Origin of the sequence: Hymenobacter lapidiphilus, assembly GCF_013377885.1 — a bacterium.
Taxonomy (GTDB): domain Bacteria; phylum Bacteroidota; class Bacteroidia; order Cytophagales; family Hymenobacteraceae; genus Hymenobacter; species Hymenobacter lapidiphilus.
On the sequence record NZ_JABKAU010000030.1, the window covers coordinates 41,051 to 56,440 of the forward strand.

Sequence of the window (15,390 nt, forward strand, 5' to 3'; positions counted from 1 at the left end):
AGATGGCTGACAACTCCAACCCTTCCGGCCTGCTGGCCGGCGTGCTGTACGGCGACGAAGTACAGCAGCTTTTCGAACACGCCAAGGCCAACGGCTATGCCCTGCCCGCCGTGAACGTAACCGGTACCGACACGGTGAATGCCGTGCTCGAAACCGCCCGCGACCTGAATTCGCCCGTTATCATCCAGTTCTCGAACGGCGGCGCGCAGTTCTACGCCGGCAAGGGCCTGCCCAACGACAAGCAGCAAGCCAGCATTGCCGGGGCCATTTCGGGTGCCCACCACATTCATCTGCTGGCCGAAGCCTACGGCGTACCCGTGGTGCTGCACACCGACCACGCCGCCAAAAAGCTGCTCCCTTGGATTGATGGCCTGCTCGAAGCCGGCGAGAAGCACTATGCCCAGCACGGCCAGCCGCTGTACTCCTCGCACATGCTCGACCTCTCGGAGGAGCCCATTGAGGAGAACGTGGAGATTTGCAAGCAGTACCTGGAGCGTATGGCCAAAATCGGGATGACGCTCGAAATTGAACTGGGCGTAACCGGCGGCGAGGAAGACGGCGTGGATAACTCCGACGTCGATTCGAGCAAGCTCTACACCCAGCCTTCGGAGGTGGCCTATGCCTATGAGGAGCTCAGCAAAATCAGCCCCCGCTTTACTATTGCGGCGGCTTTCGGCAACGTGCACGGCGTATACAAGCCCGGCAACGTGAAGCTGGAGCCGAAAATCCTGCACAACTCGCAGGAGTTCGTGCGCGAGAAGTTCAGCCTCGATGCCAAGTTGCCCATCAACTTCGTGTTCCACGGCGGCTCGGGCTCGTCGCAGGAGGAAATCCGCGAGGCTATCAGCTACGGTGCCATCAAGATGAACATTGACACCGACATGCAGTGGGCTTTCTGGGACGGCATCCGCCAGTACTACCAGAAAAACGAAGCCTTCCTGCAGGGCCAGATCGGCAACCCCAACGGCGACGATTCGCCCAACAAGAAGTACTACGACCCCCGCGTATGGCTACGCAAGGGCGAAGAAAGCTTCGTTACCCGCCTCAAGTCGGCTTTCGACGACCTCAACGCCGCCAACCGAAACTAGTTAGCTGTTAGCTGTTAGCTGTTAGCTGTTAGCTGTTAGCTGTTAGCTGTTAGCTGTTAGCTGTTAGCTGAAAAAACGAAAAGGGCTCCGCACTCGGTTGAGTGCGGAGCCCTTTTTTGTGTTGAAAAATTGAAGCTTCAGAACGAAGGCTAACAGCTTATTTAGCCGCGGCTTCCTCGGCTTCATACTCGGCCAGGTCGCGCGGGGCGTAGCCGTAGGGGTTTTCGGGGTTTTTGCCGGCGCGCCACAGGAAATACAGGCCAATGAAGACGAGCGGGATGCTCAGCAGCTGGCCCATGTTGAACTGCATACCCTGCTCGAAGGCCACCTGATCTTCCTTGAAAAACTCGATGAAGAAGCGGAACGAGAACAGCAGTACCACAAACAGGCCGAACAGCTGCCCGCGGGGCGTGCGCTCCTTGGTGCGGTTCCACATGCCGTACAGCAGCACAAACAGGAATACGCAGAACAGCGACTCGTAAATCTGAGTGGGGTGGCGCGGCACGGCCACCAGCGAACCGGCGGCCACGGTGGGTCCGGCTAGCCGGGCGGTTACCTTCACGTCGTCGTTGGGCTGGCGGAAGCGCTCTACCACGTACGAATCGGCCGGGACGGGCTGGTCGGCGGTTGGCTTCTGCAGGTGCTCGTAGTCGCGCGGGAACACGAAAGCCCAGGGCGCGGTGGTGGGGTGGCCCACGATTTCGGAGTTCATCAGGTTACCCAGCCGGATGAGCGCGCCGCCCACGGCCACTACCAACACAATCCGGTCGAGGGTCCAGAGCACATCAAACTTGTTCTTGCGGCTGAACAGCCAAACAGCGAAAATAATGCCGATAGTAGCGCCGTGCGAGGCCAGCCCGCCTTCCCATATCTTGAAGATGCTCAGGATATTATCCTTGTACTGAGGCCAATCGTAGAAGAACACGTGGCCCAGCCGGGCACCCAGCACTGTGCCAATCAGCACGTAAATCGTAATCACATCCACCCAGCGCGGCGACACTTTCTCGGAGCGGTAGATGTGGCTCAGGATGAACGTACCCACCACGAAGCCCGACATAAACAACAGCCCGTACCAGCGCAGCGTCAGCGGCCCGATGTGGGCGATAATGGGGTCAGGATTCCAGAGAATGGCACTCAGCATAGGTTAAGATGATTACGGGAAGGAAATGAGAAGAAGTCAAAGGTAGTGAGTCAATAGGCTTACGGCTCCGTAAGCCTACTCTTTTGGGTAAGCACCGGGTACATCCGGCACCCTGCCAGCTGTTGTCATTTGCTTTCGAAGGGCAGTTCCAGCCACTTACTGCTATCCTGGTTGGTGTTGCTCATTGAATGCAGGGCCGGATCGTCGCCGCTCAGCAGCAGCAACAGGACCAGCATAACCGCATAAGCAGGCCAGTGCAACCAGGTGCGCGCCGGCGCATGTACGGCCGTCGTTTCCCGGATGAGCCGGGCCTGCACCCGGCTGTAAAAGTAGGGCCGGGGCTGTGCTCCGGGTTGCGCCCGCCACTGGCGCAGCAGGTTTTCCCATTCTTCATCGGCATTGGGCCGGGCGGCAGAATCAGACATGGCGTAGGGAAGGTTGAAAATGACGGCGCAGCGTTTTTCGGGCGCGGAACAACAACGATTCTACCGCTGGCACGGTGGTATTGAGCACGGCGGCTATTTCCTCGTAGCTCAGCTCCTGCTCGTGTCGCAGCATAAACGCTATCTGCTGCTGGCCGGGCAAGCGGGCAATGTGCGCCCGAAGAATCTCTACCTGCTGCTGCCCTTCCAGCTGGGCCTGCGGGTGCTCATTATCGGGCGGCTCGTACAGTATCCGGTTATCGAAGCCCAGCAGGCTTGTCAGGTAGACGAAGCGCTTTTTGGCGCGGGCCTGCCGCTGGTTTTTCAGGGCCCGTGAGGTAGCCAGCCGGTAAAGCCAGGTGGTCAGCGACGCTTCGCCCCGAAACCGGCCAATCGTTTGGTAAACCTCCACAAATACTTCCTGCGCCACGTCCTCCGCTTCTTCGGGCGACTGAAGCAGGAACAACAGCGTGCGGTAAATACGATTTTGATACCGTTCTACCAGGGTGCGAAATGCCGCCTCGCTGCCCTGTTGCAGTTGCGCGACCAGCTCGGCATCGGCAGAAGCGGTAGCGGGCCGCAAAACGGGCGACGACTGTTGAAGCGCAGGCAGCGGAAGAGTATACACTCGGGAAAGCAGAAGGGAGAAACAGCGCGCGACCAAGGCCGGTCATTACCGCTGGTATCCGGGTTACATAAGCTTAGGTCCGCTCAGCGTAGGAAACTTGCGGCGGCACCTGATTTAAAATTCAGAAATCTGACAGACAGACCAATAGTGTGAAAACAGCTGAGTGCATCTTGCCTGTTGGAGAAGACCACTACTTGACCAAATACTCCGGGCTCTCGGGTGTAGCCGCCGCTCAAAATCGGGAAGCGCAGCCAGGAGCGCGGGGCTATGTCGTCGCCGTCGGGGAGGAAAGCCGGAGCGAACTACTCACGTTTCCCCTGGTTGCGGCTCCAGAGGCAAAGGAAGCGCTTGACGTAGGTGTGAGTACGCGGGGTCGGGCTAGGTTCCCTGCACCAGCTGCACGCTACCATCAACGTACACCTTGGCCACGAAGGGCCGCGGGTGCCGTTGCACGAAACGGCGCAGCCGGGGCAAAGCGCGCAGCACGCACTCGGCCAGCCCGGCTCCGGTGAGGCCCTTGGCCACGAAAATAAACGTGCCGGCTCCACTGGCCTGCAGGGCCTTCAGTTCGAGCGGGTTGTAGTGCAGCCGACGCTCCTGGGTGAGCACGAAGCCGCCCCGGGTCGTTACGGCGGGCAGCCACTCGGCATCGGGCGTGGCGGGGTCGAACAGCTCGGCGTGGCGCAACACCGGGCCGGGCTGGCTTTGCAAAGCGGCGCGCACCAGAGCCGTATCGAGGGTGCGGTCGAGGAAGAAAACGGGTTCAGGCGCCGAGCTCATACCGAAGGGCTTCTTCTACGGCCGCAGCCGGGAGGTTGAAATTACGGGCAATGTCGAGCACCGCGTCGCCGGCCCGGTACTGGTCCACCACCACATCGACGGGCACATAGGTAGCGGTAAGCACCGGCCGGCCAAAGGCCACCCGCGGGTCGACGACAATGTGGGCCGGCGCGCCGTCGGGCACGAACCCGGGGGCGCTGGCATACACCGGAAACAGCCGCAGCGGAAAGCCGTCGGCGGCCCGCTCGATGCGGCGCAGGTAAGCTTCCACCAGCTCCCGGATGGTTATCTGCCCCCGCCGCGAGGCATTGATGAGCAGGTTATCATCCTCCAACGTGCGCACAAACAAATCTACGCCGTCAGTTTCTAGCTGATGCTGGGCCAGCGGATGCTCGGCCTGCAACTCCTCGCGCACAAACTGCACTGCATGCCGCACCCGCTGCAGCGAAATGCCATGCTGGTGCCGGATAGCAGCCAGCACATGTACTTCTACCAGATTCAGAAACGAGAGGCCATCGGGACTGGCGGGCTGTACCAGCGCGCCGTGCAGGTCGGTGGCGCGGGTCCAGGCCTGCACCGTGGAGGCTGCCAGGCCCGTAAGCTTAGCCACCTGCCGCGCCGAGTACAGCGGCAGCCGGTAGGCTTCGCGTTGCTGGTAGAGCTGCTCGAAAGTTGTTGGCGACACGGATTACGCGGAATGGGGTCACGAAAGTACCGGTTTTTAGCCGGAGGTACTTTTGCAGAACGCCAGGCGGAGCAGGATTGCGTAACTCAGGCACGTCATGCTGAGCGAAGGCGCAGCCGCAGTCGAAGCATCTCTACCGCTTCGTTAAACGGCTTAGTTGAAGCGGTAGAGATGCTTCGGCTATGGCTTGCGCCTTCGCTCAGCATGACGTGCTTTTCACCTCCCCTCTATAACGCCGCCAGCTCCTGGGTGTAGCCGCCGCTCAAAATCGGGAAGCGCAGCCAGGAGCGCGGGTCCACGTTGTAATCGTCGAGGTGGAAAGCCGGGGCGTACCGTTCGCGCTTCCATTGGTTGCGGCTCCAGAGGCTGAAGAAGCGCTTGACGTAGGTTTTGAGCTGCTCGGGGTCGGCGGCGGAGTCTTCGTGGATAAGCGTAGCCAGCACCTGGGCCGGGGCCAGCCGGTCGTAGAAAGCCAGCCGTTCGATGCGGTTGAGCAACTGGTAGGGCATCAGGTCGCGCTCATCGGTCTGGTTGTCGGCCAGCGGGCGCAGTTCGGCAGTGGGCTGCAGACCGTTCACCCGCCGCAGGCCGGGGTAGTTGAGTTCGGTTTCGGCCCAGCGCAGCCACTGCTTCACAAAGAACTTATCGACGCCGGCAATGGGCGAGATAGAGCCGGCCGTGTCGCCGTCCATGGTGCAGTAGCCCACGCTGGCCTCCGAGCGGTTGGAAGTCGTCATCAGCAGGCAGTTCTGAATATTGGCCACCATCCAGATAGCAGGGGCGCGCACCCGGGCCTGAATGTTCTGCAGGGCCAAATCATCAGTCTGCCAGGTCAGCTTCCGGCCCAGGGCGTGCTCAATCTTGCCCACGTAACCGCTCACTTCGTCGTCAATTTCCCAGTGGTAAAACACCGCCCCAACGTCCTCGGCCAGCTCCTGCGCCGAGTTAAACGTGTCGTCGGAGGAATTCACGGTACCCTGGTAGGCGCAGGTGAGCAGGCGGCCAGTCAGGCGGCGGTTCAACTCCCGTTGGTTTTCCGAAACGGGCTCAGTGCTGGCCGTAGGCAGGTTGCCAGCCGGCGCGGAAGCCGGCGAACCGTCGGCCGGCACCAGCTCTCGGCCAGTAGCCTCGGCCTGCTTTGCGCTGGATATTTCCGCTATATCAGCAGCCGTAAAGCAGCCGGCACGACGCATGAATTCGGCCGTACCCAGCTCGGCCGTACCCAGGCGCACCATCTCGGCCACCGCCACGGCGCACATGCTGGAGTCGGCCCCACCGCTCAAACTCAGCACGAACCCTTTGCTCCGGGCTTTGCGCAGGTAGTCGAACAGCGCCAGACTCAGCGCCTGGTTCAGCTCCAGAAACTCGTCGGGCACGGGCAGGGCCTGAATCTGCTCGGCCGGCGGCAGCTCGGTGGCAAAATCCACATCAACAAACTCCAGGTCCACTTCCTGGAAGCTCAGCAGCTGGTTGCGGTGGAGCAGGTGGCCATTGCGGGCCACCAGAATCTCGCCGTCATAAATCATGCGGCCGGCCTCGTTGCCCAGCAGGTTGGCGTAGAGGTAGGTGCAGTTGAACTTACGCGAGGCCTGCAGCACCAGCTGGTAGCGCAGATCCGTCTTGCTCATGGCGAAGTGCGAGGCCGAGGGGTTCACAATAAGGTCGACCTTGCCCTGGAGGCGGCAGGCGGGCCGCACGTCATCGGGCCGCCACGCATCCTCGCAGATTTCAAACCCGAACCGCACGCCTTGGTGCTCAAACGTGAGGTCGCCCAGCGGCCACTCCTGCCCTTCCCACTGCACCGTCGTGGTTTCGCCCGCCGGCCAGGGGTGGAAGAATCGGGGCTCGTAATGCACGCCGTCGTTCGCCAGAAACTGCTTGCCCGCAAACCCCAGGATTTCCCCGTCGCGCAGCACGGCGGCCGTGTTGTAGGTGCGGCCCTGCAAGCGCACCGGCAGGCCCACCACCACGCAGATACCCTGCGTCCAGGGCCGGATGCTTTGCAGGTGTTGCAGCGCCGCCTCGGGCAGCCAGTCGCTCAGAAACAAATCTTCGCAACCATACCCCGTAAGGCACATTTCCGGCAGGCACAGCAGCTCAACGTTGGCAGTTTTCGCCTGCTCAATAGCCGTCTGAATCGTGCGCAGGTTATGGGTCCAGTCGAACGGAATCTGGTTGAGGGCGGCGCCGGCTATTCGCATGGTTTCGGGGCTAAGGGTTGGTAGTGCAAAGCAACTCCTTTTTCCCGGCTTAGGTTACCCAGAACGGCACTGCGGACCTCTATTACATCCCCAGCACCGTCAGGGCCCGCTCGGCGGCCAGCTGCTCGGCCTGCTTTTTCGAGAGGCCCATGCCGGTGGCAATGGGCTCATCATCTACCACCACCACGGCCGAAAACTCCATTACGCCCCCCGGGCGAGCCTCGCCAGTTAGCTCGTAGCGCATGTTTTTACCGTTGCGCTGGGCCCACTCAATCAGCTTGCTCTTGAAGTTGGTGGTCGTTTCGGTCATGGCCTTCACATCGACGAAGGGCTTGAGCAAGCGGGCGAGCACAAACTTGCGGGCCGTTTTGTAGCCGTGGTCGAGGTACACGGCGCCCACCAGCGCTTCCAGGGCGTTGCCGTTTACCGAGCGCGAGCGGGCCGCCCGGCCCTGGGCAGCGTCGAGTTGCACGAGCTTATCAAGCCCAATTTTGAGGGCGATACTGTTGAGGCTTTCGCGGTTCACGATGCGACTGCGCATCTCCGTCAGGAAGCCTTCCTGCTCGTACGGAAACTTGCGAAACAGGAACTCGGCCACGGCCGTGCCCAGCACCGCGTCGCCCAGAAATTCCAGCCGCTCGTTGCTCTGGTGCCGCGCCTGCTCGCCCTGCTGCCGCACCACCGACGAGTGCGTAAAGGCCAGCCGGTACAGTTGCACGTTGCTCGGCGCAGTGCCCGTAATGGTAGTAATGGCCTGCCGAAAGGCCCGGTCGCGACCAATCAGCCGGCGAAAAAAGCCGAATATCGGCAAAGGCTGACCAGGCTTGGGCATTCTGTTTTGCTGTTAAAGCTGTTAAAAAAGCGTCATGCTGAGCGCAGCGGAGCGGAGTCGAAGCATCCTACCGTAGCGCTAATCCTATCGTTGGATTTACCATTGCAGTAGAGATGCTTCGACTGCGGCTACGCCTTCGCTCAGCATGACACGTCCTTTCTTACTATTACTGCTGATTACTTACTCGCTGATTTTCCGGAAAATAACCGACGTATTGTGGCCTCCGAAACCGAAGGTATTGCTCATGGCAATGTTCACTTCCCGCTTCTGGGCCTTGTTGAAGGTGAAGTTGAGCTTGGGGTCCAGCTCGGGGTCGTCGGTGAAGTGGTTGATGGTGGGCGGCACCATGTCGTGCTGCATGGCCAGGATGCAGGCTACGGCCTCAATGGCGCCGGCCGCCCCCAGCAGGTGGCCGGTCATGCTTTTGGTCGAGCTGATGTTGAGCCCGTAGGCGTGCTCACCAAACACTTTCTGGATGGCCTTCACCTCAGCGCCGTCGCCTAGCGGCGTGCTCGTGCCGTGGGTGTTAATGTAGTCTACGTCCTCGGGCTTGATGCCGGCGTCGCGCAGCGCGTTCTGCATCACCAGCACCACGCCGTTGCCCTCGGGGTCGGGGGCCGTGATGTGGTAGGCATCGGCCGACATGCCGCCGCCAATCAGCTCGGCGTAGATTTTGGCACCGCGGGCCTTGGCGTGCTCGTACTCTTCGAGCACGAGCGAGGCCGCGCCTTCGCCCAACACAAATCCGTCGCGCTCCTTGTCGTAAGGGCGCGAGGCCTGCTCGGGCGCGTCGTTGCGCTCACTCATGGCCTTGAGCGCATTGAAGCCCCCTACGCCCGATTCGGTAATGGCCGCCTCCGAGCCGCCCGTCACGATGACGTCGGCCATGTTGAGGCGGATGTAGTTGAAGGCCGAAATAATCGAGTCCGACGACGACGCACAGGCCGAGGTAGTCACGAAATTGGGGCCCCGGAATTTGTGGCGGATGGAAATGTTGCCCGACGAACTGTCGGCAATCATTTTCGGAATAAAGAAGGGGTTGAAGCGGGGCGTCCCGTCGCCGTTGGCGAAGGCGATGCACTCGGCCTGCAGCGACGTGAGGCCGCCGATGCCCGAACCCCAGATAACGCCCACCCGGTCTTTGTCGACATCGTCCTCGATGAGCCGGGCGTCGGCAATGGCCTCATTGGCCGCAATCAGGCCAAACTGAGTGAAGATATCCATTTTACGGCCCTCCTTGCGGTCGAAGTAATCGTCCGGATTGTAGTCCTTCACTTCGCAGGCAAAGCGGGTTTTGAACTTACCGGCATCAAAGCGCGTGATGGGTGCAGCGCCACTACGGCCGGCCACCAGGCCTTCCCAGTAAGCAGGGGCGGTTTTGCCGACGGGGGTAAGGGCACCCAGGCCGGTCACGACAACTCTCCGGAGAGACATAGGCGAGTTCGAGAAGCGAGAAAATGGAAAGGACAAAAAAAAGCAAACCGGCCGGCGGCAGGCCGGCCGGTTTTTAGTTGTTGGTGCTTAGTTGTCAGTTGGTAGTGGCTGGTTATCGGTAGTTACGCTGTAATTACGTCGTCCGCCTCCATCACTAACAACTGACAACTAAGCACTGACAACTATTTAGCGTGCTCTTCGAGGTAGCTGATAGCCTGACCCACGGTGCCGATGTTTTCGGCCTGGTCATCGGGGATGGACACGTTGAATTCTTTTTCGAACTCCATAATCAGCTCGACGGTATCGAGCGAATCGGCGCCCAAATCGTTGGTGAACGAAGCTTCGGGGGTTACTTCCGACGCCTCAACACCCAATTTATCGATGATGATGGCTTTTACTTTCTCTGCAATTTCAGACATTTCCGTGGGGGTTTAAAAGAAAACTCGGCACAAATAACACCATCTTCGCTAACATTGTCAAACTTCCGTCCCCTTATCTTGCGGGTGTAAGATTATGGCCCTGCCAGTTTTGTGGGCCCGGCAGGTCGCGTACTTTTGCCTTTTCGCCCCCGCCCCGCCGCTTATGAAAACCTTCACCCTCGACGTGGATTACGCCTGCGACTTCGACCTGTTCGGACTCGTTTCGTCGTCGCGCGAGCATACGCTGGCCTGGGTGCTCAACCGTACGCTGCACCTGCGCCTCATCAAGCAGCCCGACCTGATTCTGGACCTGCTCCAGAAGGGTCGCCTTGTTATCAGCAACTACCTGCACGCCACCGAACACCACACGCTGCGCCTGTTTCGCAACCGCAGCGCCGACGCCTCCGCCCTGAAAAAACCCTACCTCGCCCCCGATATCCGCCAGTACGACTACCTGCTGCAGATCAATGCCGGTGGCGCGGGCCTGCCCCCTACCCCCCAACTTATTACCCAGCTCACGGCCCTGCCCCAAGTGCAGCTCGTGAGCCAGTTCGACCCCAACGACCTGAAGTTTAAAGAGAACTTTCTTTTCTGAGACTACGACCAATCGGCCGCAGCCTCTTTTCTTTTCGCTTTTCAGTTTCTCCGCTACCTCATGGAAGTCACGCCGCATTTCAACAAGACCAAGATAATTGCCACGGTTGGCCCTGCCTCCAACACCTACGACAAGCTGGCCACACTCATGCGCGAAGGCGTCGATGTGTTCCGGCTCAACTTCTCGCACGGCTCCCACGAAGACCACCAGGCCGTTATTCACACCGTACGCCGCCTCAACAAGGATCTGCGCATGAACGTGGGCCTGCTCCAGGACTTGCAGGGACCCAAAATCCGCCTCGGCGAAGTGGAAGGCGGCGAGGTTGAAATCAAGGCCGGCGACAAAATCAAGCTGGTGTGCGGCGAAAAGGAAATCAGCACGGCCACCCGCCTGAGCACCATTTACCTGGGCCTGGCCCGCGATGTGAAGCCGGGCGACATGATTCTGATCGACGACGGCAAGATTGAGCTGCGCGTGCTGGCCACCGACCGTGAGCAGGAAGTGGACGTGGAGGTTATCTACGGCGGCCTCGTGAAGCCCCGCAAAGGCATCAACCTGCCCAACTCCGATGTGTCGGCTCCAAGCATGACGCCCAAGGATATCGAAGACCTGAAATTCGGCCTTGAGAATGATGTGGATTGGATTGCCCTCTCGTTTGCCCGCCGGGCCGAGGACATCCGGTTTATCAAGAACCTGATTGCCGAAAGCGGCAAGAACATCCGGGTAATAGCCAAAATCGAAACGCCCGAAGGTCTGCGCAACCTCGACGAAATTATTGCCCTGACCGATGCCGTAATGGTGGCCCGGGGCGATTTGGGCGTGGAAGTATCGATGGAGGAAGTGCCGATGGCCCAGAAGCTCATCGTGGCCAAGTGCAATAAACTGGGCGTGCCCGTGATTGTGGCCACCCAGATGATGGAGAGCATGATTACGGCTCCGCGCCCCACCCGCGCCGAAACCAGCGACGTAGCCAATGCCGTCGTCGACGGGGCCGATGCCGTGATGTTGTCGGCTGAAACCGCCGTGGGCGCTTACCCAGCCGAGGTTATCCGCTCGATGGTAGGCACCATCCGGAGCGTGGAAACCCAGCTGCCGAGCCTCTACAACCATTGGTTTCCCATCGACCCTGAGGCGCCCTCGTTCATGGTCGACAGCGTACTGTCGGCGGCCTGCCACTTAGCCAAAAACACTAACGCCAAGGCCATCACCGGCATGACGCACCGCGGCTACACAGCCTTCCAGATTGCCAAATACCGCCCAAAGGCCAACATCTTTATCTTCACCGACAACCGCCCCCTGCTCACGGCCCTGAGCCTCATCTGGGGCGTGCGCGGCTTCTACTACGACCGGCTGGTGAGCACCGACAGCACTATTTCCGACATCAAATTCGCCCTCACCGCCTCGGGCCACCTGCAAAAGGGCGACGTATTCATCAACACTGCCTCCATGCCCATCAACGGCAAAGGCAAGACCAATATGGTAAAAGTGAGCGTAGCTTAATTTTACCATGTTGGCTTAACGGCCGGTCATCCTGACGCAACAAGGACCTTATCACATTCGAACGAGTCGTTGTTACGACCGTTCTAGCGTGGTAAGGCCCTTTTTGCGTCAGGATGACCGGCCGTCAAGCTAACGGCTATTAGCTAACAGTCCGAATCTATCGCCCGTGCTCCAGCCGTAGCAGCAGCGGCAGGCTCCTCGGCTGCTCCAGGCGCACCAGATACAAGCCCGTGGGCAGCCCGGCCAGTTCGATAGGCCTGCGCCAGGTTCGCCCCGTTGGGCAGCGGGCCAGTTATGAGCCCGTAGCTTTTACTTACCTCGTACGTCTCCATACCCACCCGTAGCGTTACCACCAAATCGGGCTGACCTGCCAAGGTGCGAACCGTCCGGCTGATGGCGGTAACGGTAGGACTGGTGCTACAGGTCAACGTGGTGCCTTGCTTCAGGAACACGGGCAGGAGCACGTTTCGAGCGGGTTGGCCGGCTTCGGCGGCCCACTCCAGCCAGTAGGCTTTCGCCGCCACCTCGTAGCGGAGACGCGCCCCAAACTGATTATTACGCGACTTACGCCACCGCTCTTTCGGCTCCGTACTCTTTACGCACCGCATAAAACGGTTGAAGAAATACAGCGAATCGTTGCCCCGCACTCCGGCCGAGTCGAGGCGGAGTGTCAGCACGGTATCGGTGGCCGTCCCGTTGCGGCTGAGTGCGTAGGCATGCACGTCGCCGTTGGGCCGAAAGGGCCGCCAGTTCTGTCCGGCAGCAGAAAGAGCAGCCGGTAGCAGCAGGGCCAGTGGCAGTAAGTAGCGGTGCCGCATAGGAAGCAACAGGAACTTGCCACACCGGATAGGTAGACGCCCTAAGCTACGTTCAACCAGCAGCGTCGGTAAGTAATTCCCGCGCGTTGGCCGCAACGCAGCGAGGCCCGACGCTTGCGCATCGGGCCTCACCTTATAGAGAGCAGAAAGCCGGTTGGTGCTTAAGCAGCCAGCGACTTCACGAACTTGGCCAGCTTCGACTTGTTGTTGGCGGCTTTGTTCTTGTGGATAATGTTCTTCTTTGCCAGACGGTCCAGCATCGACGAAACCTTCTTGAACTGCTCTTGAGCAGTCGAAGCGTCGGTGTTGGCGCGCAGCTTCTTGATGGCCGTGCGGGTAGATTTAGCCTGGTAACGGTTCAGGACGCGCTTAGCTTCGTTGGAACGGATGCGCTTAAGGGCGGATTTATGGTTTGCCATGAGGGTTGATTATGGTCTTCTGCTCGAATTCTGTTCAATTGCGGAGTGCAAAGGTAAACCTTTGCACGGAATTAGCAATAGGCATTAGTGACTTTGCACGAACCTGCCTGTCATCCTGACGAAGGAGGGACCTTGTTACGCCTATATGCTTCGTTTTTTGGGATACGGTTCTTCCTTCGTCAGGATGACAGGCGGGTTGGTGCAACTCATATATCGTTTATTATGCATGCATACCATTATCTTATGTAACTTGTCTGTCCGAACTGCTTTGCCGCTCTTCCCTGCCCATTCCGCCCGGCTTTTCTGACCGCTTTCCGCCGCCATACCTGCCATGCCCCTCGTTGCCGAATCCAAGTACCATCCGCCGTTTTACCTCTTCAATGGTCACCTGCAAACCATTGTGCCCAGCCTGTGGCGCACGGTGCCCGGGGTGAACTACGAACGGGAGCGGGTAGAAACCGAGGATGGCGACTTTCTGGACCTCGACTGGTCGCGGCAGCCAGCGGGCGGACCGCTGAGCGACACGCTGGCCATCGTGTCGCATGGGCTGGAGGGCGACGCGGGGCGGCCCTACGTGCGGGGCATGGTGCGGGCCCTCAACCAGGCCGGCATGGACGCACTGGCCTGGAATTACCGCAGCTGTGGCGGCGAGATGAACCGCCTGCTCCGCTCCTACCACCTCGGCGACACCGATGACCTCGATTTTGTGGTGCGCTACGCCCTGGGCACGGCCCGCTACCGCCGGGTGCTGCTCACGGGGTTCTCGGCCGGCGGCAACGTCACGCTCAAATACCTGGGCGAAAACCCCGCCCGCGTGCCTGCCGAGGTGGCGCGAGCGGCCGTATTCTCGGTACCTACCGACCTGCGGGCCAGCTCCCACCACATTGCCCGTCTCGAAAACCGCATCTACCAGCGGCGCTTCATGAAGACGCTGCGTGAGAAGATGCGCCAGAAAGCCGCCCTGCTCCCCGGCCAGGTCGACCTCACGGATCTGGAGCTACTGCAAAATTTCCCGGAATTCGACGACCGGTTCACCGCGCCTATGCATGGCTTTGCCTCGGCCGAAGACTACTACGCCCACGCCAGCTCCGGCCGCTACCTCAGCGGCATCCGGGTGCCCACGCTGCTGGTTAACGCCCAGAACGACCCGTTTCTGCCGCCCTCCTGCTTCCCCCGCGACATAGCCGCCGCTAGCCCCCACGTCTTCCTCGAAACCCCCACCGACGGCGGCCACGTCGGTTTCGGCGAAGGTACCCCCGATGGTGAGTACTACTCTGAGCGCCGCGCCGTGGAGTTCCTGACAAGCGAGGTACCGGGGTAGCTGAATAGCTTTTTATAATATTGCTTCTCATGCCTTGCGTGACTTTTGCAGCATTACTGAGAAAGCAGGGATTACAAGGCCAGATAGGCTCCGATAACCGGGCCCTTATTGTACCTTATCAGAAAGAGGGTAGCTGTTTAAATCACCGTTTGACTAAACCGGATTCGTACTAGCTTCCGCCTTGCTGCTTATTTTCTGGAAGTATTATTGGAAGAGTACGGATTAGATTCACAAAAACAACTCCGAGAGGCAGGTAATAAAACGAGGATGCTAACCAGCCATATTTCATATAGCCAAAGTCAGCTTCAATCCATCCACCGCTTCCCAACCAAATCGGCAGCAAGCATAGTCCAAAAGCCACTAGCTTAGCCGTCCCACCTGATTTTGGTCGCGATAAATAAAAAACAGGGGTAAGCAGTAGCAGTACCAACACGACTATAAAGAGCAACCCAGCGAGAGTAAGCACAAAGGTTTCATTAAGAAGCAGGGTGAGCAGCGCTGCTGTACTGGTTGGTGCTGAGTCCATAAGTGTTGACGGTGAGTTAGTCGTACTCCAATACTAAAGCTCCTTTCATCAAACAGAGCGCGTTTACCTTCGGACCCTTTCGATAGACTCTTAACAGTGCTTGCCGTGAATGGAACTACTCGAAAACCAGGGGTATATTCGTTTTCTCCACGTAAGACGAATCAGGGTAAAAACTCATGCGAATCAGTTGGTAGCGATTGTCTACACTCAGGCTGATGTACTGTTTCTGTTTTAACGAAACAGCAATTACGCGAATGGTCTTAGTCGGGTGGTTCAAGCCGAAATGCACCTCGCTAATGCTTTTTAGCCAGTTACCTTCTTGGAAAACAGGGGAAGGCACAATGGTTTGAACCTTGCAATTCTCAACATAAAAAAGGATGCTGTCGTTGGCACTGCCTGAACCAAAGAAAAAAGTTACCCCCTCCACTTTTTTCTTGGGATTCTTATCGATGTGAAGGATAACCTTGGCTCTCTTATACGAATCTAAATTAGGTACTTGCGCACCCGATATATGTGCAAGGCACACAAGACCCAAGCTCACTGCGACAAGCAATCTACTTTCCCAAGTACTAAGTGACAAG

Annotated in this window: 17 protein-coding genes; 4 read left to right on the top strand and 13 right to left on the bottom strand. The window is 59.1% G+C overall.

The window, feature by feature from the left end; translation table 11 throughout:
- Positions 1-2: 2 nt before the first annotated feature.
- Positions 3-1,088, top strand: a complete 1,086-nt coding sequence (gene fbaA, locus HW554_RS14810; RefSeq protein ID WP_176909353.1) for a class II fructose-bisphosphate aldolase — start codon at positions 3-5, stop codon at positions 1,086-1,088.
- A gap of 157 nt (positions 1,089-1,245) precedes the next feature.
- Here fbaA and lgt read toward each other — a convergent pair whose 3' ends face one another.
- The 9 genes from lgt to HW554_RS14855 all read right to left on the bottom strand — a co-directional run bounded on the left by lgt (position 1,246) and on the right by HW554_RS14855 (position 9,630).
- Complete coding sequence (gene lgt, locus HW554_RS14815) at positions 1,246-2,229, bottom strand: prolipoprotein diacylglyceryl transferase (protein ID WP_176909354.1); 984 nt, start codon at positions 2,227-2,229, stop codon at positions 1,246-1,248.
- Between the two features lie 125 nt (positions 2,230-2,354).
- Positions 2,355-2,654 (bottom strand): hypothetical protein, encoded by a 300-nt coding sequence (locus HW554_RS14820; protein ID WP_176909355.1) that lies wholly within the window; start codon positions 2,652-2,654, stop codon positions 2,355-2,357.
- Complete coding sequence (locus HW554_RS14825; protein WP_176909356.1) at positions 2,647-3,279, bottom strand: RNA polymerase sigma factor; 633 nt, start codon at positions 3,277-3,279, stop codon at positions 2,647-2,649. Before HW554_RS14825 ends, HW554_RS14820 begins: the two co-directional genes overlap by 8 nt.
- 378 nt (positions 3,280-3,657) lie before the next feature.
- Positions 3,658-4,059: a PIN-like domain-containing protein gene (locus HW554_RS14830; RefSeq protein WP_176909357.1), complete on the bottom strand. Its 402-nt coding sequence runs from the start codon at positions 4,057-4,059 to the stop codon at positions 3,658-3,660.
- Positions 4,043-4,744: a DUF433 domain-containing protein gene (locus HW554_RS21015; RefSeq protein WP_176909358.1), complete on the bottom strand. Its 702-nt coding sequence runs from the start codon at positions 4,742-4,744 to the stop codon at positions 4,043-4,045. Before HW554_RS21015 ends, HW554_RS14830 begins: the two co-directional genes overlap by 17 nt.
- Before the next feature lie 227 nt (positions 4,745-4,971).
- Positions 4,972-6,945 carry an NAD(+) synthase gene (gene nadE, locus HW554_RS14840; protein WP_176909359.1) on the bottom strand — a complete coding sequence of 658 codons (1,974 nt, stop codon included), beginning with the start codon at positions 6,943-6,945 and terminating at the stop codon, positions 4,972-4,974.
- An 82-nt stretch (positions 6,946-7,027) separates the two neighbouring features.
- Positions 7,028-7,777, bottom strand: a complete 750-nt coding sequence (gene rnc, locus HW554_RS14845; protein WP_176909360.1) for a ribonuclease III — start codon at positions 7,775-7,777, stop codon at positions 7,028-7,030.
- A gap of 180 nt (positions 7,778-7,957) precedes the next feature.
- Positions 7,958-9,211 (bottom strand): beta-ketoacyl-ACP synthase II, encoded by a 1,254-nt coding sequence (fabF, locus tag HW554_RS14850; RefSeq protein WP_176909361.1) that lies wholly within the window; start codon positions 9,209-9,211, stop codon positions 7,958-7,960.
- A 182-nt stretch (positions 9,212-9,393) separates the two neighbouring features.
- On the bottom strand, positions 9,394-9,630 hold the full coding sequence (locus HW554_RS14855; RefSeq protein ID WP_019948606.1) for an acyl carrier protein: 237 nt from the start codon (positions 9,628-9,630) through the stop codon (positions 9,394-9,396).
- A gap of 163 nt (positions 9,631-9,793) precedes the next feature.
- On the opposite strand from HW554_RS14855, the gene HW554_RS14860 reads away from it, so the two are divergent.
- A complete protein-coding gene (locus HW554_RS14860) occupies positions 9,794-10,225 on the top strand; it encodes an IPExxxVDY family protein (RefSeq protein ID WP_176909362.1) in 432 nt (143 codons plus the stop codon).
- A gap of 60 nt (positions 10,226-10,285) precedes the next feature.
- Positions 10,286-11,725 (top strand): pyruvate kinase, encoded by a 1,440-nt coding sequence (gene pyk, locus HW554_RS14865; RefSeq protein WP_176909363.1) that lies wholly within the window; start codon positions 10,286-10,288, stop codon positions 11,723-11,725.
- Positions 11,726-11,868: 143 nt separating this feature from the next.
- Here the strand turns inward: pyk and HW554_RS14870 are convergent, their stop codons facing one another.
- A complete protein-coding gene (locus HW554_RS14870; RefSeq protein ID WP_176909364.1) occupies positions 11,869-12,543 on the bottom strand; it encodes a hypothetical protein in 675 nt (224 codons plus the stop codon).
- A gap of 161 nt (positions 12,544-12,704) precedes the next feature.
- Complete coding sequence (gene rpsT / locus HW554_RS14875) at positions 12,705-12,962, bottom strand: 30S ribosomal protein S20 (protein WP_176900987.1); 258 nt, start codon at positions 12,960-12,962, stop codon at positions 12,705-12,707.
- Between the two features lie 331 nt (positions 12,963-13,293).
- On the opposite strand from rpsT, the gene HW554_RS14880 reads away from it, so the two are divergent.
- Positions 13,294-14,283 (top strand): YheT family hydrolase, encoded by a 990-nt coding sequence (locus HW554_RS14880; protein ID WP_176909365.1) that lies wholly within the window; start codon positions 13,294-13,296, stop codon positions 14,281-14,283.
- Positions 14,284-14,452: 169 nt separating this feature from the next.
- On the opposite strand, the gene HW554_RS14885 is transcribed toward HW554_RS14880, so the two are convergent.
- A complete protein-coding gene (locus HW554_RS14885) occupies positions 14,453-14,809 on the bottom strand; it encodes a protein kinase family protein (RefSeq protein WP_176909366.1) in 357 nt (118 codons plus the stop codon).
- A 115-nt stretch (positions 14,810-14,924) separates the two neighbouring features.
- Positions 14,925-15,390, bottom strand: a 466-nt coding sequence (locus tag HW554_RS14890) for a hypothetical protein (protein ID WP_218134735.1), incomplete at its 5' end; no start/stop codon positions are given.